Genomic DNA, 18,272 nt, shown 5'->3' with positions numbered 1-18,272 from the left:
GACACCCGCAGAGACGCACCCGGTTTCGCCCGCTTCCGCGGCCGGATCACCGGGGGCTGCATGAAGGACCGCTGATGCGTTGTGACACTTCTGTGACGGCCGACGCTGTTCATCACAGGGCCGTCGCTGCGACCGGAGCACGGCGGACGACATGGACTCCCTATGAACCCGGTACAAACGAGGACGGTCTTGGGCCAGGTACGGCAACCCCGGCGCGTGCAGGCGCGCGACGGGGAATTGGGCGCTGCGGTCAGGCGGGCCCAGGACGGTGACGAGGCCGCTTTCTCGGTGGCCTACCGGATCGTGCAGCCCGGCCTGCTCGGCTATCTGCACGGGCTGGTCGGCGAGGACGCGGAGGACGTGGCCTCCGACGCCTGGCTGGAGATAGCCCGTGACCTCGGACGCTTCAAGGGGGACGGCGCCGGGTTCCGCGGCTGGACCGCGACCATCGCCCGGCACCGGGCGCTGGACCATCTGCGCCGCCAGCGCGTCCGGCCCCGGGCCGGCGGGACCGAACAGGACCTCCTGCACCTGCCCGCCCCGCACAACACCCATGACCAGGCCCTGGAGTCCCTCTCCACCGAGCAGGCCCTGGAACTGGTCCGCGGACTGCCCCCCGACCAGGCCGAGGCCGTGTTGCTGCGGGTCGTCGTAGGCCTGGACGGCCCCGCCGCCGCACGCGTCCTCGGCAAGCGCCCGGGAGCGGTACGCACAGCCGCCCACCGCGGCCTGAAACGCCTCGCCCGCCAGCTGGGCGTCGGCAGCGAGGCGGACGAGGGTGTGACGGATGAGGCTTCCGGAACGCTGGGGAAGTCGAAGTGAACGACGAGGGCGACAGGAACGGCCAGACAGCGCCAGGCCCCCCACCTCGAACGAAGCAAAGCGGTCGGACAGGAACGGAAGCGAACATGGGTGAACGACTGAGCGGCGACGGAATTCCGGTCCGTCACCGCCATGGGCACCCTGACGGCCCCTTGTCCGGCCCCCGGGACGCGCAGGACGCGGTCACGCTGGAGACGGCGCTGGCCGCCGCGATACGCGCGGACCGCCTCGACCCCGAGGCCGAGCAGCGGGCCCTGGCGGCCTTCCGGGCCGCCGCCCACGGCGCGGGCGCACGCCTGCCGCGCACCCGGCGCCGGGACGACTGGCGCACGTCCGGGGAACGGCGGGTCCGGCGTCCGGTGCGGATGACGTTCGGCGTGGTGTTCGCCAGCCTCACCCTCGGCGGTGTCGCCGTCGCGGCCATCGGCTCCGTCGGCTCCTCGACGGACGATGCCGGTACCGGCCGGCAGACCGCGAGCCCTTCGGCGGACCGGCCCGGCGGTACGACCTCGTCGGCGCCCTCCGACCGCCACGGACCGACGGACCGCCCCTCCTCCGCCCAGGACACCGAGGCGCAGTGCCGGGCCTACGAGCAGACCGACAACCGCGGCAAGGCACTCGACGCGACGGCCTGGCAGCGGCTCGTGGCGGCCGCAGGCGGCAAGGACAAGGTCGCCGGGTACTGCTCCGCGCAGCTGACGCGGACGACGGACACGCCGGGCAAACCGGGCGGCACGGGCCGGCCCGGCAAGCCCGCCGCGGATTCCGGCAACGGCACGGCGGCGAACACCGGCGCACCGGTCAACGGCGGAACCGGCACGTCCGGCGCGAACCCCGGCAGCACGCACGACGCGGACGGCAACGGCCAGGGAAGCGGCGGGGACGGCCAGGGAAGCGGCGGGGACGGGGCGAGCGGCGGGGACGGCCAGGCGGGCGGCGGGGACGGCCAGGCGGGCGGCGGCGGGAAGCACCCGTAACTCCCGTAGCCCCGCGCCGCGCCCGATGGGTGCCCAGGTGCTCGGGCGGCCGGAGGCCGGAACGGGTCGGGCACATCCGGCGCGGGGAAAGACGGGAGATCGCCGGTCTGGGGCGAAGATCCGCGGCCCGGTGGTTCAGTCGGGCGGGGGGACCGTGATGGCCGCGGTCAGTACGGCGCGTTCCAGCTGCCAGTGACCGTGGAGGGTCTGGAGGCGGGTCGGGCCCAGGAGGGGGCCGGGGAGCTGGAGTGCGACGGTGAACGTGGGGGTCGCGGGGTCGAAGGTGACCAGGGCGTCCTCGAAGCCCAGCCAGGTGCCGGCCAGCGGGTACCAGGTCTTGTACACCGCCTCCTTGACGCAGAACAGCAGGCGGTCCCAGTGGACGGCGGGGTGCGCGGCGTGCAGGCCGGGCAGTTGCTCCCGCTCCGGGGGGAGGCCGATGACGTCCAGGACGCCGGGGGCCAGAGGCTCGTTGGGCTCGGCGTCCAGGCCGAGGCCCGCCACCTCGGTGCGGCGGGCCAGCGCGGCGGCCCGGTATCCCGCGCAGTGGGTCATCGTCCCGACCAGCCCTGCCGGCCACAGGGGTTCGCGTCGCGGGCCGGGCAGGACGGGGGCCTCCGGGCAGCCGAGGTCGCGCATGGCCGCCCGGGCGAGATGGCGTACCGTGCCGAACTCCCGGCGGCGGCCCTCGGACGACGTCTCGACCAGCGCCTGCTCGGCGGGGAACAACCGGACGTCGCCGATGTCGCCGAAGCATTCGTGCGCCGCCACCGGGGCGGGGAGCAGCCGGTCGATCAACCTCGTCGTCCTCGTCGTTCTCGTCGTCCGCGTCGTCCGCGTCGTCTCAGCGCCGTCCGCGTCGTCTCAGCGCCGGTGCCGGCCGCTCACGGGCAGCGGACGACCTGGCCGGCGTACGCCAGTCCGCCGCCGAAGCCGAACAGGAGCGCGAAGTCGCCGCTGTTCAGCTCGCCCCGGTCGAGGAGCTTGGCGAAGCCCAGGGCCACGCTCGCCGCCCCGGTGTTGCCCGACTCCACCACGTCACGGCTCACCACCCTGTCGGTGAAGCCGAGTTGCCGGGCCAGCGGCTCGACGATGCGCAGGTTCGCCTGGTGCGGCACGAAGCCCGCGATCCGGTCGAGCTCCACGCCGGCCACGGCGCACGTCTCCCGGGCGCACTCGGCCAGCTGGGTCGTGGCCCAGCGGTAGACGGCCTGGCCCTCCTGGCTGAAGCGCAGCGGAGCGCCCTCGATGAGCACGGCCCCCGACTTCTCCGGCACCGAGCCCCAGTGCACCGGCCCGACGCCCCACTCCTCGTCGGGGCAGGCCTCAAGCACCACCGCTCCGGCACCGTCCCCGACCAGGACGCAGATGCTGCGGTCGGTCCAGTCGGCGATCTGGGACATGGCGTCGGCGGCCACCACCAGCGCGCGGCGCGCCCGGTGGGTGCGGATCGCCTGGTCGGCCACGGCAAGGGCGTGGTTGAAGCCGGAACAGGCCGTGCTGACCTCCAGCGCGGCCGGCCGGTTGCCGAGGCCCAGTTCACGGGCCACCCGGTTGGCGAGGTTGGGGCTGCGGTCGGGCACGGTCGAGGTCGCCGCCACCACGAGGTCGATGCCGTCGGGGCCGGTGCCCGCGGACGCCAGTGCCTTGCCGGCGGCGGTCACCGCCAGGTCGGGCACGGTCTCGTTCTCGATGATGTGGCGCGTCTCGATGCCGACCCGGCTGCGGATCCAGTCGACGGAGGTGTCGACCATGGTCTCCAGCTCCTCGTTGGTCAGCAGCTTCGGCGGCTGGTGGAAACCGGTCGCGATGATCCGGGAGGCGGTCATGATGCACCTTTCTCGCTGTACGCAGGTGCCACGGCCCCGCGGCACCTGTCGATCTCCCGTACGATCTGGCCGATCACCTGCGCCGGCCGTTGCCTGAGGTAGAAGTGGCCCCCGTCGTGCAGGTGGAAGCCGGTGAAGGTACCGCTGTGCCGCTGCCAGTCCGCCAGCTCCCGCGGCGCCACCAGCACATCGCCGGTGCCGCCGAACACCGTCAGCGCGGCGTCCAGCGCAGGCCGGCCGGCCGCCGGCCGCCAGGACTCGATCACCCGCAGGTCGCCGCGGAGCGCCGGCTCGAGCATCCGCCACACCAGCGGATGCCGGGCCACGTCCGGGTCCGTCCCGCCCGCCGTGACCAGCCAGTCCTGAAGCTGCTCGGCGGTGTAGCGGGACCGGGCCTCGGGCACGTGGCCGGGGCGCGGCGCGGCGCACGCGGACAGCCCGAGCCAGAACGGCGCCGGCTCGCCGGCCCGCTCCAGCCGGAGGGCCAGTTCATAGGCGACGAACGCGCCCATGCTGTGCCCGAAGAAGGCGAACGGCACGTCCGTCACCGGCGCCAGCTCCTCGTGGAAGTGGGCGACCAGTGCCTCGACGTCGTCCCGCGGCGGCACCCGGAGCTTGCCCCCGCGGCCCGGGGCATCGCAGCGCACGATGTCCCAGTCCGCGGGAAGGCGTTCCGCCCAGCCGTCGTACAGGGCGGCCGACCCCCCGGCGTGGTGGAAGAGGAACAGCCGCAGCGCGGGCCGGTCGGCCGCGGCCGTCGTTCCGTTCACCGGCCGGGCTCCTACTGGGCCGTGTTGGCCACGTCGGTGGACCGGCGGATCCGCAGCCTCGGCTCGAGCTCCAGGTAGAGGCCGCCCACGGCGCTGCGCGCGTCGGTGGGCATCGAGTTCAGGGCCTCGTTGTGCCCGGCGGTCATCTTCTGCTGGGTGGCCAGGTTCTCCTGGACCTCCTCGAGGGCTTCCTCGCCGCTGGTGGAGTCCTCGATGTCCTCCATGCCCGTGACGATGTGCAGGAAGGACTCGTACAGGTGCAGCATGTGCCGCTCGCGGCGGGTGAGCTTGTTCGCCTCGAAGAACTGCGACTGGCGGTTGTAGCTCTTGTAGAAGAACGAGACGACGACGAGAAGGCGCTCGTAGGCCTGGTGGTAGGCCTTCTCGTAGAAGTTCATGGCCTCGTCCTCGGACAGCTCGCCGTCGATGATCGCGGAGATCGCGGCGGCGCCGAGCAGCGCGGAGAACGTGGACAGGTGGACACCGGTGGACAGCAGCGGGTCGAGGAACGCGGCCGCGTCGCCGACCATGACGTACCCGGGGCCGCACTTGCGCTCCGAGATGTAGGAGTAGTCCTGCTCGGTCTTGAAGTCGGTGAGCCGGGTGGCGCCCTTGGTCATCTCGGCGATCCGCGGGGCCTGCGTCATCGCGTCCTCGTAGACCTCCTGGATGCCGCCGAGCCGCTCGCGCTCCTCGTTGAACGTCGAGCGCTTGGCGACCAGGCCGACCGAGTAGGTCCCGTCGTGCAGCGGGATCGCCCACCACCAGCCGTAGGGCACCGAGCAGACGGCGATGGCGCCCTTCGGGCCCACCTCCAGCGGCTTGATGTCCTTCCAGTACGCCCAGGTGGCGACGTTCTTGAACGCCTCGTGGTAGCGGCGGTTCTTGAGGTACTTGGTCGCCATCACGCCGGCCCGGCCGGAGGCGTCGACGAGGAAGTCGAAGTCGATACGGCCTTCCGCGTCGTCCGTGGCCCACTGCGCGCCGACCGGACGCTCGCCGTCGAAGAAGATCTCCTTGACCTTGGTGCCCTCGAAGACCTGGACACCCTTGTCCTTGGCGTTCTCCAGCAGCAGTTGGTCGAACTCGGACCGGATCACCTGGTAGCTGTGCCGGTTGGCGCCGCTGAGGTGGTCGAAGTTCAGGTCCCAGTTCTCCGGGCCCCACTCGAAGTAGGCACCGTCCTTGCGGACGAATCCGTACTCCTCCACCTTCTCGCGGATGCCGAGCAGGTCCAGGACCGGCAGTACGGACGGGAGGATGGATTCCCCGATGTGGTAGCGCGGGAAGACCGCGCTCTCCAGCAGCGTCACCTCGACGCCCTGCTGGGCGAGCAGGGTGGCGGCGGTGGAGCCGCCGGGGCCGCCGCCGATGACCAGCACCCGCGTCCGGGACGGAGGAGCTTCAGACATGTTTCGGGCCTTTCCTTGTGGTTGCCGTGCGGCCGTGATTGCGGTGCGGCGCCGCCGGGCGGCGCCGAGGAGGTCACCAGTCGGCTGCGGCCCGGATCCGCTCGGGCAGATCGGGGGCGTCGCCGAAGCGGTCGTGCAGGGCGTGCAGCCAGCGCTCCAGGCCGAAGGCGAAACAGCCGGTGAAGGCCGGGCTGCCGTCGGGCAGTTGGATGTCGCAGCGCTCGCCGAAGAAGTTCCGGTGGAAGTTGGAGGACCCGATCGCGAGGCCGTCGCCGTAGATGAACTCCTCCTTGACCGGGAAGAGCTGCTGCATGAGGGTGCGGGCCGCGTCCTTCTGGAAGAAGGGGTCGGTCGCCGGCTCGAAGCTCAGCGGCAGGTCGAGGCGCTCGGCGAACGTGCGCAGCCGGTCCTTGTAGCTGGTGAGGTGCTCCAGTACGGAGTCACGGTCGCCGATGCAGACGATCTCCCGCATGGAGAAGCCCATCAGGCGGCGCAGGCCGTCGTAGTGGTCCTCGCGCCGGAAGCAGGTGCCGACCGCGGTGATGCGCGCCGGGGTCTGAAGCCTGCTGCCCGCCAGGTGCAGATAGATGGCGTAGCAGGTCGCGGACGGCAGCGCGAAGCGGGCCGGGGCGAGCAGGTCGGTGGCGATCTCCTCGTACGGCCCCTTGGACAGGTCCTCGGCGCGCTCCGGGCGGGCACCGGTGGCCACCAGACCCAGGTGCGGGAAGTTCGTCCAGTAGTCGAACTTGGCCAGGTCGTCGGTGTTCAGCAGGGGCGGGAAGGACATCTTGTCCGCGCCGCCCGAGACCCCCCAGCCGCTGAAGACGGCGTCGAGGGTCTCGCGCAGTGCCAGGTCGGCCGGGCCGAGGGTGGCGAGACCCCCGGCCGGGCGGGCGGCCGGCTCAGTCGGCATCGAAGAACCTCTCCCGGATCCGTCGCAGCGTCCGAAAGTCCTCGGGCGACACGGTGTCGAGGGTGATCTCGCGGCCGGTCTGCTCCTCCAGGACGTAGAGGAAGTTGACGAAGCCCAGTGAGTCGAGCACCCGGTTGTCGATCAGGTCGTAGTCCGGGTCGATGGTTCCGAGTTCCGGCCGGCGCGCCAGCAGGAAGTCGAGCACCAGGTCGCCGGTCCCACCCGGAGCGGCCGCGGCCGATTCGGTCGTCATAGCGGGGGGATCCTTCCGTTGGAGAATATGTTTTCGCTGGTCATGAAGGTGAGGGAACGCTTGAGGGTGCGGTGCACGAAGTCGTCGAAGGCGGGGTCGGCGACCACGGACCGGCGCAGCGCGTACGGCTCCGGCAGGCCCGCGTCACGGAACGCCGACGGGTTGCACAGCTTTTCGACGGAGGCGCGCATGTACCGCTTGACGTAGGCCTCCAGGTCGGCGAGCTGACCGCTGTCGAGGCGCTCGCGCAGGTCCCGGTGGAGCAGGGCGACGATCTGCCGTCCGAAGGCGATGTGCCGGGACTCGTCCTGGTGGTGGACCTTGTTGATCTGCCGGATGGTGGGGTCGAGCCGCTCGTCGTCACCCATCTTCTGGTTGAAGACGTCGACGAGCTCCTCGAAGATCAGCAGGCGGGCGAAGAGCAGGAAGGTGTCGGCCTCCGGAACGCCCGGCGCGGCGAACACCATGCCGCGGTCGGGGTAGAGCCGGCCCGCGTAGTTGAGGCAGAACTTGGCGAAGAACCACATGTGGTCGTTCTCTTCGCCGATGATGTGGTGGAAGTACTCCGACGCCACCTCGTAGCCGGGCATGTGGATGCGGGCCACGATCGAGGTCAGCAGCTCGCGGATGCCGTGCACGTTGAGGCTGTAGAAGTTGACGGACTCCCACTTGCTCAGGGCGCGCAGCTGGGCGTCGTCCAGCTTGGCCCCGACCTCGGTGCCGTGGACGGTCATGAGCTCGGGGCTCATCCAGTACCCGTCCTCGTTGATCGACTCCGGCCACTGGAAGAGCTTGTACGGGTCGTAGTAGTCCCGCTCCGACATCGCGGTGAGCCGGCCCAGGATGTCGATGAAACGCTGGTCACTGCCGAGGATGTCCGGCAGCTCGGCCAGATAGCCGGCGGCGCGCGCGGCGGTGTCCGCCGTTGCCTGGGTCATACCGCTCCTTTCTGGGTTGAGCTGGTTCTGCGGATGATCGTCGCGCGCTTGGGTTCGCTGTCCCGGTGCCCGCAACGGTGGGTGGCCATCAGCCCGTCGGCCGCGAGCGCGGCGGGGAGCTGACGGTTGAGCCAGGAGCCGATGGCCGCCTTCGCGAACTCCGGATCCGGTCGGTCGGCGTACTCGGAGAGCCACCCGGCGATCGGGTCGACGGGCTTGACGACGCCGTCGTCGTCCTCCACCTCGACCCAGGAGTGGGCGAGGTCGAGGATGCCGAGCAGCCAGCCGCGCCGGGCGAATGCCTTGTAGCCGGCCTTCTCGAACTCGTCGGCCAGGAACAGGCTGGCCGAGATGCACGGGGCGACTCCGGCCGTCAGCATCCGCTTGTGGTCCCACTGGAGCCGTTCGGGCACCCGCACCCAGCGGTATCCGGCGGCGAGGAAGTCGTCCACGATGCGGCGCAGCGCGGGCGACTTCAGTTCGGACACCCGGCCGCGGGTGGCGAGCTGCGCGGAGAAGCTCATCGGCCCCGGCCCGTCCAGGGTCAGCCGGCCGTCGACGTCACGGACGCCGTCCGGTTCGACGCTCCAGGACAGCAGCTCGCCGCCGACGAGGTCGGGCAGCATGCGGGCGTGGCTGAAGGACGGATCCGCGCCGCACTCGTCGTGCGGGCATTCCATGCTGACCGAGAAGGTCCACTCCAGGGGGGACGTCCAGGACGCGGGGCCCTGGTTCATCCAGCGCAGCGCGTAGCCGATGGCCTTCTCGGGCACGGAGGCCTTCGAGCCGGAGGCGAGCGCCAGGTTGAACAGGTCGTACCTGTCGTAGCGTTCCTCGCCCGGCTCGCCGGTGTGCCGCAGGCCGGCCGCGACGAGTTCGTCGAAGACGTCCTCGCCGCAGCGCAGCAGGTCCACGGCGCCCGCCCGGTCGAAGTAGCCGACGCGGAAGTCGTCGGGCACCTGGTACAGCCCCTCCAGCGCGGCGAGCCAGCGCTGGGCGGTCGCCGTGGTTGCCGTCATGCGATCACTGCTCCTTGGCGGCGGCCGTGGCCTGGGTCGGCTGTCCCTGGACGGCGGCCGCCGGCTTGGGCGCGAAGTGCACCGCCAGTCCGGTCAGCGCCGCCACGACCGCGGTCGCGGCACAGAAGCCGAAGACCGTCAGCATCGGGTCCAGCGGGTCGTCGCGGTGGATGCTCAGCAGGATGGCCATGGCCGCGACGCCGATGGAGCCGCCGAGCTGGCGCGCGGTCATCGTCAGGGCCGTGCCGGAGGAGAACCGCAGCGGCGGTACGGCCGCCGCCGACAGCGCGGTCAGACCGGTCAGCGCGGCGCCGACACCGAGGCCACCGAAGATGGAGACCCACAGCCAGATCTTGACGAACTCCGGCTCGGTGCCCAGCGTGAACGCCATGGCCGCACACACGGCGGCGAAGATCAGGGCGCCGATGAGCACGGCCATGCCCTGGTGCTGCGGCTTGACCTTGCGGCCGACCACGATGGAGCTGATCGCCGAGGTGAGGGCACCCGGGGTGACCGCGAGACCGACCTCCAGGACGTCGTAGTGCCAGAACGCCGCCAGGAAGATCGGGCCGGACAGCAGCCAGGTGTACAGCGAGGCGCCGAGGAACGCCGAGCCGAGGCCGGACAGGGCGTACCGCGAGTTGCGGTACAGGTCCAGCTCCAGAGCGGGCGGGCGCTTGCGGTTCTCGCCGGCTCTGGCCGAGCTGGCGATCGCGAACACGGTGAGCACACCGCCGCCGATCAGCAGGGCGAGGATACGGCCGCTGTCCCAGCCCCAGGTCTCGCCCTCGGACAGGCCGAGGACGACGGACGCGATGCCCACGGTGAAGGCAGCCGTGCCCAGCGGGTCCGGCAGCGGACGGCCGGACGGCTCGTCCGCGTTCACCGAACGCACCGTTCCGACCAGCATGAGGATGCCGAACGGGATGTTGATCGCGAAGATCGCGCGCCAGCCCGTCGCCTCGATCAGCCCGGCACCGAGCGACGGGGCGACCGCCGCGGCCAGTGAGCCCGCGGCGCCCCAGGTGCCGATCGCGGCGGCACGCCGCTCGGCGGGCGTGTTGAACAGGATGAGCCCGAGCGCCGCGGGGATCATGCCCGCCGCCGCCGTGCCCTGGATGGCACGCGCGGCGATCAGGGTCGCGAAGTTCGGCGCCGCCGCCGCGAGGGCGGAGGACACCGTGAACATCCCCACCGACAGCAGGAACAGCTTCCGGCGCCCGATGACGTCGGCGAGCCGTCCCGCCATCGTGAGCAGCGCCGCGAAGAACACCCCGTACGCCGTCACCAACCAGGTCATGTTGGCGATCGACTCACTGGGGAAGCTGCTCTGGATCTCGTTGAACCCGACGTTGACGACGGTCGTGTCGAGAAATGCGACGAAGGTCGCACCCGAGGCGATCAGCAGGATCGCCCCGGGGTTCACCGGCCGGGCGGTGCCCGCCGCTGAGGTAGTCATGACTCTCCCTATTCAGCCTGAGCGGGCTTGACCGCCACGCCGCCGAGGTAGTGCACGGGGCCGAGGAGGTGGGCGTAGCGGCTGCTGAACGGGGACGGGTCCGGCCGCCACTCCGGCAGCTTCACCACGCCCGGCTCGACGAGCTCGAAGTCACCGAACAGCTCGGTGAGCTCCTGCTCGTTGCGCATGGTCGCGAAGCCGAAGGCGCGGGCGTAGACCTCGTAGGCCTCGCCGGCGCTGGCGTCCGAACCGGCGCCGTGGCTGACGCCGATCATGCTGCCGGGGGCGAGCGCGTCGCGGTAGACACGCATCGCGGGCAGCAGCACGTCCGACGGGATGAAGTGCAGCACGCCGAGGAACATCATGGCGATCGGCTTGGTGAAGTCCAGCTGCTGCACCTCGGGAGTGGCGAGCAGCTCCTCCGGCTTGGTCAGGTCGGCCTTGACCACCCAGGCGTTCGGGACGTCCTCGAGCATCTCCTGGTACCGCGCGATGGCGACGTCGTTGATGTCGGCGTAGACGACCTTGATGTCCGGGTTGATCGCGTGGGCGAGCTCGTGCACGCGGCCCCGGGACGGGATGCCGGCGCCGATGTCCAGGATCTGGGTGATGCCCTGGCGGGCGTAGAACCGGACCAGCCGCTTGATGAACTTGCGGTCCTCCCAGACCAGCACCTTGATGCCGGGCACGGAGGCCAGGGCGCGCTCGGCGACCTTCCGCTCGTCCTCGGAGTGGTCCTTGCCGCCGAGGAGGTAGTCGTACACGCCGGAGATGGCCGACTCGTCGCCGAGCGCCTCGGGCTCCGCCGCGGCCTCGCCCCAGTTCTCGGGCAGGGCGGCCTCGTTGCCGAGGTGCCGGCCGAGCGCGGCGAGCGTCTCGGAGGCGATGATCGCGTGGCCGCGTGCCGACATGTGCAGCATGTCGGAGCTGTAGGCGTTGCGGTCGCGGGCGGCGGGGTGCTCCCAGCACGGCACCCAGATGGCGCCGTACTTCTCGGCGACGGCCTGGGTGGCGGCGTTGAGCTGCTCCATCCGCGGGCGCATCTTGGTCAGCTCGGGGATCGCCCGGGTGATGTCGATCAGGCTGTACAGGAAGACCGTCGTGCCCGCCTCCGCCAGGGGGGCGACGATGGCCTCCAGGTTGTCCTGGTAGACGGTGACGTCGAACTCCGGGGCGAGGAAGTCGTTGCCGCCGCAGATGACGCCCGCGAGGTCGGGCTTGAAATCGAGGGCCTTGGGCAGCTGGTCAGCACGCACCTGGGCGGAGACGACTCCGCGCCAGCCGGTGTTGAGGAACTCCAGCTCGGGGTTGGCCCGCTTGAGCGCCGCGTGGACCCGCTCGGCCCAGGGGGCGTTCTCGTAGCCGGAGGTGGCCTCCATGATGCCCTCGGCCATGGAGTCACCGAGGACGGCGAACCGGCTCCACGTCGCTCCGCGCAGCAGCTCGTCGGCCTGCTGCGCGGTCAGGACGTGCTGGTCGGCCAGTTCCGCCTCGTAGGGGGGTGGCGTCGTCATAGTGTGATCGCCCCTCAGGCCGTGGTGGCCAGCGTGGCGATGGCGTTCTCGATGTCGCCAACGGTCACCAGGTCGACGGTGTCGCCGCCGGCGATGTCCTGGAGGTCGAACTCGACCTCCAGCACCAGGGCGAGCTCGATCATGGTGACCGAGTTGTAGCCGAGGTCCTCGATCAGACGGTCGGTGGAGCTCACCTCCCGGGCACCTGCGGGGACCATCTCTCCGACCAGCTGACGGACGCGGCTTGCCACATCGTTAGTCATGGTGTTCTCCAGCTCCTTAAGCGGTTTCGGCAACGAGGGCAACGGGGTGCTTGACACCCCAGTTGTTGGCGTATTCGTCCATGGCTCGGTCGATGGCCTCTTCCCAGGCGACGGCGATGGCGTCGTGCCGGTCGGGGAGGCCGATGAGGCGCAGCTGGCGCAGCGCGCGGTCCTTGGAGGCGTTCCACTGGCCGCGCACCAGGGCGGCGCGCTGGACCAGGGCCGCCCGCAGCGCGGGGGCGACGGCCTTGTGGGTCGGGTTCACCAGCACCTTGGCGGCGAGGCGGATGCCGTCGAGGTACACGTCGTAGACGGCCTCGGCGTGGCCCTCGTCGACGAAGCGGCGGATGGCGGCGAGCCCGTAGGTCAGGTGGCGCGACTCGTCGCGGGCCACGTTCCCGAGGCCCTCTTCGAGGGCGGCGAGTTCGAAGCGGCGGGCCAGCTGGCGGGTGCTGTGCAGCGCGGCCGCGGCGAGCACGCCCTCGGTGACGAGGTGGTACTCGATGACGGCGGTGCACCAGGCGAGGCGGTCGCCGCCGAGGTCGTAGACCTTGTCGATGCTGGCGCGCAGCCGGGGCTCGAAGAACTGGCCGTAGGCCGACTCGGAGTCCTGCTGCTCGGCCTCGGTGATGGTCTGCTCCTCGCCGACGGCGAAGTGCAGGTAGTCCTGGAAGAACTGGACGTGCCGGGCCTCGTCCGCGACCTGGGTGCTCAGGTAGATGCGGTCCTCGTCGGAGGGCGCGTGCGTCACCAGTCCGCTCAGCGTGCGGGAGACGCAGACCTCACCGACCTCCAGCTCGGCCAGCGCCTCGAAGAGCTGACCGCGGGCGTAGGGCCGCATGGTCTCCCACTTCTCGCGGTCGCGCTCCACCTTGACGTCCGCGATGGCCCACTGCTGCTTCTCCCAGCGGTCGTAGAGCCGCCGGGGGGTGGGCAGGCGGCCGGCCCGGGCGGGCTCCGCGGTGTACGACTCCTCCTCGAGGATGTCGACTATGTGCTCGGCTGTCACGGTCATGCTGCGTCTCCCTTACCGGTCCTGGCATCTGCGTGCGGCGCGTCGGCCGTTGACGTGCTCGGCGGCGTCCCGTGCACCGGCGTCCAGCCGGTGGCGTCGCCGCGCAGCAGGCGCTGCCACAGGACGCGGCGGCGCGGCTTGCCGCTGGAGGTGCGTTCGATCGCCCCGCGGCGGCCGAGCAGGACGGTCAGGCTGATCTCCGGGCCGGTCGCGGCGCGCAGCGTGTTGACCGCCGGCTCCAGCCAGTCGTCCGCGGACGACGCTTCCACCAGCAGGACCGCGTGATCGGTGCCGTCGACGCTGCCCAGCAGCGTCACCAGGCGGCCGCCGTCCAGGCCGTCCAGGCGCGCGAGTTCGGCCTCCAGGTCCTCGGCGAACAGCGCGGCGCCGCGGACCTTGAGAGAGTCGGCGACCCGGCCGATCACATAGAGCTGGCCCTCCCAGAGGAAGCCGCCGTCGCCGGTGTGCAGTCCGGCCGGGTCGAACGTGGTGAGCTGCCCGTCGCTGAGCAGGTAGCCGTCGGCCAGGGAGGAGCCGGTCACCGAGATCTGGCCGAAGTGGCCCTCGGGAAGCGGGTTTCCGTCGTCGTCCACGATCTCCACGTGCAGGTCGCCGACCGGACGGCCGCAGCCGACCAGCCAGTTGGCCGCTACCCGGTCCCGGCCGAGCACGCCCTGCTCGGCCGCCTCGACCGGGGTGCCGAACTCGGACGCGGCGTTGGATATCCGCAGCAGCGGCGAGCCGTCGCCCGGGTTCACGCCGGTGACCGCGAGCGTGGATTCGGCCAGGCCGTAGGCGCCGATCAGCGAGCGGTCGTCGAAGCCGTGCGGCTTGACCAGCGTGGTGAAGTCGGCGACGCCCTGCGGGTCGATGCGCTCGGCACCGAGGATGGCCACGCGCCAGGCGGAGAAGTCGGTGCCCTCGAGCTGGGCCGGCTTCACGCGGCGGGCGCAGTAGGAGTAGCCGAAGCTGGGGGCGGTGGTCACGGTGGCGCCGTGCCGGCCGAAGCAGTCGAGCCAGCGCTCGGGCGAGCGGATGAACTGCTCCGGGGTCATCAGCCACAGGTCGATGCCGCTGGTCACCGGCATGATCATGGCGCCGACCAGGCCCATGTCGTGGAAGAGCGGGAGCCAGCTGGCGAAAATGTCCTCCGGGACCATGCGCAGCCAGCTGCGGATGGCGCTGACGTTGGCGGTGAGCGCGCCCCAGCTGACCCGGACGCCCTTGGGGTTGCCGCTCGATCCGGAGGTGAACTGGAGCAGCGCCAGGTCCTCGGCGGCGCGCTCGACGGGCGCCGGGCCGGGTTCGGCGAGCCGCTGCGGCGCGTCGGCCGTGGGCGCCGGAACCAGGACGGCCTTGGCGCCGATCTCCTGGCAGACGGTCTCGGCGGCGGCGTGCGTGTCCTCCTGCGTGACCACGATGGACGGGCGGGCCGCGTCGATGATCCGGGCGAGGTGGGCGCGGTAGCGCTCGGTCGTCCGGTACGAACGGGGCGGAGCGACCGGGGACGGGGTCAGGCCGGCGGCCAGGGTGCCCATGAACGCCACGACGAAGCTCTTGACCTCGGTGGCGAGGAGCGTGACCACGGCGCCCGGCGCGGCATCGGTCGCGCGCAGTGTCGCCGCGAAGTGGCGTACCTCTTCGGCCAGGTCGGAGTAGGGCGTGTAGGACCAGCCGCCGCCCGGCTCGGCAACATGCAATCCCTTTTCCGTGCTCGGTGATTGCAGCCAGGACAGAAGACGGAAATTCTCTGCTGCGGATACGTCGCTCACTGAACCGGTTGTCCGTTCTCTTGCTGGCCGTGCTTGCGGCGTTCGAAACGGATTCCAGACGTTACGCGGCAGTAGCCCTCCGAGCGACCACAACCATGTTTTCTCATGACGGGATCGAAGTTGCTCATACACATTGACAAGGAGAACATCGCTGCTCAGGCTGGTTGTTCGCTAGCGCCGGAAAGGCAGACAGGGGTGGGGAATCACATGAAAGCCGCGGTCGTCAGGACACCGGACGGCGAATGCGAGATCACCGATATCAGCATTCCTGATCCTGCCCCGGATCAGGTAAGGGTACGCATTTCCGCGGCCGGTGTGTGCCGTTCGGATCTTTCGATCGCCAATGGCACGATTCCGCACCGGCTGCCGGCCGTGCTCGGACACGAGGGCGCGGGGACGGTGGTCGCGGCCGGTTCCGAGGTGACCGGCGTGAGCGTCGGTGACACCGTGGTCCTGAACTGGATGCCGGCGTGCGGCACCTGCGGCTACTGCGTGCGGCAGCAGCCGTACCTGTGCACTGTCGCCTCGGCCGCGGGCAACGCCGACTACGCCCGGACCGGCGACGGCACGGTGCTCGCGGCGGCCCTGGGCACCGGCGCGTTCGCCGAGGAGGTCGTGCTTCCGGCGCGGGCCGTGGTGCCCGTCGGGGCCGGCATTCCGCCCGAGCAGGCCGCGCTGCTCGGCTGCACGGTGCTGACCGGGTACGGGGCCGTCCAGCACACGGCGGCGGTCCGGCCCGGCGAGTCCGTGGTGGTGCTGGGCACCGGCGGCGTCGGCCAGGCCGTCCTCCAGGCGGCCCGACTGGCCGGGGCCGGCGCGGTGTTCGCCGTCGACACCGACCCCGCCAAGGAGGAGTCGGCGCTGGCGCACGGCGCCACCCACTTCCACGCCGACCGCACCGGGGCGCTGCGCACGGTGCTGAAGGAGACCGGCGGCATGGGCGCCGACCACGTCCTCGACTGCGTCGGCGCGCCCGAAACCCTGCGTCTTGCCTGGAAGTTCACCCGTCGCGGCGGCGTCACCACGGTCGTGGGCATCGGCAGCCGGTCGCAGAGCGTGGAGTTCAACGTCCAGGACCTGTGCACCTCCGGCCGGACCCTGCGCGGCTGTGTGTACGGCAACAGCGACCCGGCCCGGGACATCCCGCTGCTGGCCGAGCACGTGCGCGCCGGCCGGCTGGACCTGGGCTCCCTGGTCGGAGCGCGCATTCAACTGGACGACCTGCCGGACGTGTTCCGCGCGGGAGGTTTCGCGGGCCCCGGGCGCGCGGTGGTGACGATGGAGGCGGCGGCATGATCCAGTCGACGGAACAGCAGACGGCGACCGTGGCACCGGACGCGGAGGGGGTCGACCCGTACGGCCCGGAGGAGGTGGCACCCGCCGAGGTCTTCACGCGGATCAAGCAGCACTTCTCCCCGCGCACCTCGGTGAGCCTGCGGCTGTTCGGCCGCAACGCGGTGGAGACCTCCGCCAGCGGCTGCCGGGTCGAACTGTCCGACGGGCGCACCCCGCTGGACTTCGGCGCCTACGCGGTGGGCCTGCTCGGGCACCGGCCGCCGGAGGTCGTCGAGGCGGTACGCCGTCAGCTCGACGTGATGACCATCAGCACCCGTGTCCTGGGCAACCCGGTCACCGCGCGCGCCGCCTCCACCCTCACCGGATTCTTCGGCGGCCTGCCGGGCGGTGCCGACCTGCACCGCGTCTACTTCGGCCTCAACGGCTGCGACGCCGTGGAGGCGGCGGTGAAGCTGGCCAGGCTGGTCACCGGCCGGCCGCGCGTGCTGGCCGTGACCGGCGCCTACCACGGCAAGTCCCTGGGCGCGTTGGCCCTGACACACCACACCGGGTTCCGGGCCGGGCTGGACGAGAGTCTGGCCCCCACGACCCATGTCTCCCCGGCGGATGCCGATGTAGTGGCGCGGGAGTGCCGCCGGGGAGACGTGGCAGCTCTGATCTTCGAGCCCGTGCAGGGCGAGAACGGTGTCCGGCCACTGCCCGCCGACGTCCTCGCCGCCTGGTGCGAGGCCGCGCGCGACAGCGGGGCCATGGTCATCGCGGACGAGATCCAGACCGGTCTGCGGCGCTGCGGCGAACCGTCGGTCGCGCTCGCCCAGGGCCTGCCCATCGACGCCCTGCTGCTGGGCAAGGCGCTCGGCGGCGGTGTCATGCCGATGTCGGCCATGCTCTGCACCGAGGCCCTCTACGAGCCGATCGCCGAGAACCCCTCGGTGCACACCGCCACCTTCAGCGGCCACCCCCTGTCCTGTGCCACCGTGCCGGCGACGCTCGGCCTGGTGGACCGGTACGCCGAGCGCGGCCGGGTCATCTCGGCCACCGTGGAGCGCGGGCTGACCGAACTCGCCGAACGGCACAGCGCGCTGGTGAGCGAGGTGCGCGGCCGCGGACTGCTGTGGGCGCTCGAACTGCGCTCCGAGTCACTGCTCGGCCCGGTCACGACCGGACTGGCCCGCCAGGGCCTGCTGGTCTCGCCGTGCGTGAGCAACCCCACGACGCTGCGGCTGCTGCCGCCGATCGTGGCCACGGACGACGAGGTCGCCGAGGCGCTCTCCGTCGTCGACACGGTGCTCGGCGCGACGAAGCCCGCCGCCTGAGCAGAGATCCACCCGAGCAACTGGAAGGCCCCGTCCCGTGTCGAAGGTGTTCCCGGAGATATCCGACGAACTGCGCCGTTTCATCGAGGCCCAGCCGATGTTCTTCGTGGGCACGGCACCGTCCGGCGACGACGGACGGGTCAACGTCTCCCCCAAGGGTTACAAAGACACGTTCGCCGTGGTGGACGAGCACACCGTCGCCTACCTCGATCTGCACGGGTCTGGGGCGGAGACGATCGCCCACCTGCGGCAGAACGGGCGGATCGTGGTGATGTTCTGCTCCTTCGACCGCCGGTCGCGCATCCTGCGCCTGCACGGCCACGGCAGGGTGCTGCGCCCGGACGCGCCGGAGTACGCCGAGTACGCCGTCCGTTTCGGGTCCGGCCACCCCGGGGAGCGGGCCGTCATCGTGATCGACGTGTCCCGGATCTCCGACTCCTGCGGCTGGTCGGTCCCCTACATGGAGCTGAAGGGCGAACGGCCGGTGCTCGACAAGGTGCAGGCCACCCATTCCGTCGACGACTGGGAGCACCGGGTGGCCGAGGTGAACGCCGCGAGCATCGACGGTCTGCCCGCCCTCGACCCCGACCACCCGCGGCCGGAGCCGGCCGAGGCGTACGGACCGATGGCAGCCCTGCTGCGCCGCGGGCACAAGAGCTGAGGCCGCGGGGATGGCGGGGGACACACGCGGGCGCGGACGCGTG

Annotated in this window: 18 protein-coding genes; 5 read left to right on the top strand and 13 right to left on the bottom strand. The window is 71.3% G+C overall.

Annotated elements, in window-relative coordinates; translation table 11 throughout:
• Window positions 1-189 precede the first annotated feature (189 nt).
• A complete protein-coding gene (locus tag ACZ7DL_RS05715) occupies window positions 190-822 on the top strand; it encodes an RNA polymerase sigma factor (protein WP_470771985.1) in 633 nt (210 codons plus the stop codon).
• A gap of 86 nt (window positions 823-908) precedes the next feature.
• Window positions 909-1,799, top strand: coding sequence for a hypothetical protein (locus ACZ7DL_RS05710; protein ID WP_470771643.1), 891 nt, complete (start codon window positions 909-911; stop codon window positions 1,797-1,799).
• A 135-nt stretch (window positions 1,800-1,934) separates the two neighbouring features.
• On the opposite strand, the gene ACZ7DL_RS05705 is transcribed toward ACZ7DL_RS05710, so the two are convergent.
• The 13 genes from ACZ7DL_RS05705 to ACZ7DL_RS05645 form a co-directional block, all read right to left on the bottom strand.
• Window positions 1,935-2,597 (bottom strand): 4'-phosphopantetheinyl transferase family protein, encoded by a 663-nt coding sequence (locus ACZ7DL_RS05705; RefSeq protein WP_470771642.1) that lies wholly within the window; start codon window positions 2,595-2,597, stop codon window positions 1,935-1,937.
• A gap of 86 nt (window positions 2,598-2,683) precedes the next feature.
• Entirely contained in the window at window positions 2,684-3,628 is a 945-nt protein-coding gene (locus tag ACZ7DL_RS05700) for a beta-ketoacyl-ACP synthase III (protein ID WP_470771641.1), read from the bottom strand.
• Entirely contained in the window at window positions 3,625-4,398 is a 774-nt protein-coding gene (locus ACZ7DL_RS05695) for a thioesterase II family protein (protein WP_470771640.1), read from the bottom strand. The genes ACZ7DL_RS05700 and ACZ7DL_RS05695 overlap by 4 nt, the downstream gene beginning before the upstream one ends.
• 11 nt (window positions 4,399-4,409) lie before the next feature.
• Complete coding sequence (locus ACZ7DL_RS05690; protein WP_470771638.1) at window positions 4,410-5,810, bottom strand: NAD(P)/FAD-dependent oxidoreductase; 1,401 nt, start codon at window positions 5,808-5,810, stop codon at window positions 4,410-4,412.
• Between the two features lie 73 nt (window positions 5,811-5,883).
• Entirely contained in the window at window positions 5,884-6,723 is an 840-nt protein-coding gene (locus ACZ7DL_RS05685) for a class-II aminoacyl-tRNA synthetase family protein (RefSeq protein WP_470771637.1), read from the bottom strand.
• Window positions 6,713-6,976: an acyl carrier protein gene (locus ACZ7DL_RS05680; RefSeq protein WP_470771635.1), complete on the bottom strand. Its 264-nt coding sequence runs from the start codon at window positions 6,974-6,976 to the stop codon at window positions 6,713-6,715. Before ACZ7DL_RS05680 ends, ACZ7DL_RS05685 begins: the two co-directional genes overlap by 11 nt.
• Window positions 6,973-7,914, bottom strand: a complete 942-nt coding sequence (locus ACZ7DL_RS05675; RefSeq protein ID WP_470771633.1) for a diiron oxygenase — start codon at window positions 7,912-7,914, stop codon at window positions 6,973-6,975. Before ACZ7DL_RS05675 ends, ACZ7DL_RS05680 begins: the two co-directional genes overlap by 4 nt.
• A complete protein-coding gene (locus tag ACZ7DL_RS05670; protein WP_470771632.1) occupies window positions 7,911-8,933 on the bottom strand; it encodes a hypothetical protein in 1,023 nt (340 codons plus the stop codon). Before ACZ7DL_RS05670 ends, ACZ7DL_RS05675 begins: the two co-directional genes overlap by 4 nt.
• 4 nt (window positions 8,934-8,937) lie before the next feature.
• Window positions 8,938-10,392 (bottom strand): DHA2 family efflux MFS transporter permease subunit, encoded by a 1,455-nt coding sequence (locus tag ACZ7DL_RS05665; protein ID WP_470771631.1) that lies wholly within the window; start codon window positions 10,390-10,392, stop codon window positions 8,938-8,940.
• Window positions 10,393-10,400: 8 nt separating this feature from the next.
• A complete protein-coding gene (locus ACZ7DL_RS05660) occupies window positions 10,401-11,906 on the bottom strand; it encodes an SAM-dependent methyltransferase (RefSeq protein ID WP_470771630.1) in 1,506 nt (501 codons plus the stop codon).
• 14 nt (window positions 11,907-11,920) lie between these two features.
• Window positions 11,921-12,169 (bottom strand): phosphopantetheine-binding protein, encoded by a 249-nt coding sequence (locus tag ACZ7DL_RS05655; RefSeq protein ID WP_470771629.1) that lies wholly within the window; start codon window positions 12,167-12,169, stop codon window positions 11,921-11,923.
• Between the two features lie 16 nt (window positions 12,170-12,185).
• A complete protein-coding gene (locus tag ACZ7DL_RS05650) occupies window positions 12,186-13,184 on the bottom strand; it encodes a ribonucleotide-diphosphate reductase subunit beta (protein WP_470771628.1) in 999 nt (332 codons plus the stop codon).
• Window positions 13,181-14,884 (bottom strand): AMP-binding protein, encoded by a 1,704-nt coding sequence (locus ACZ7DL_RS05645; RefSeq protein WP_470771627.1) that lies wholly within the window; start codon window positions 14,882-14,884, stop codon window positions 13,181-13,183. Before ACZ7DL_RS05645 ends, ACZ7DL_RS05650 begins: the two co-directional genes overlap by 4 nt.
• Window positions 14,885-15,163: 279 nt before the next feature.
• On the opposite strand from ACZ7DL_RS05645, the gene ACZ7DL_RS05640 reads away from it, so the two are divergent.
• From ACZ7DL_RS05640 to ACZ7DL_RS05630, 3 genes are read left to right on the top strand one after another with little or no spacing between them, the layout of a single operon-like run.
• The gene (locus tag ACZ7DL_RS05640; protein ID WP_470771626.1) at window positions 15,164-16,252 is read left to right on the top strand and encodes an alcohol dehydrogenase catalytic domain-containing protein; all 1,089 of its coding nucleotides are present in this window, start codon (window positions 15,164-15,166) and stop codon (window positions 16,250-16,252) included.
• Window positions 16,249-17,568, top strand: a complete 1,320-nt coding sequence (locus tag ACZ7DL_RS05635) for an aspartate aminotransferase family protein (RefSeq protein WP_470771625.1) — start codon at window positions 16,249-16,251, stop codon at window positions 17,566-17,568. The genes ACZ7DL_RS05640 and ACZ7DL_RS05635 overlap by 4 nt, the downstream gene beginning before the upstream one ends.
• Window positions 17,569-17,605: 37 nt before the next feature.
• Window positions 17,606-18,229, top strand: coding sequence for a pyridoxamine 5'-phosphate oxidase family protein (locus ACZ7DL_RS05630; protein WP_470771623.1), 624 nt, complete (start codon window positions 17,606-17,608; stop codon window positions 18,227-18,229).
• Window positions 18,230-18,272: the final 43 nt, after the last annotated feature.

The sequence above is a fragment of the Streptomyces sp. NPDC036984 genome, assembly GCF_055607665.1.
Note: the sequence above shows the minus strand (reverse complement) of the source record. Positions and strands in the feature narration are given on the sequence as shown.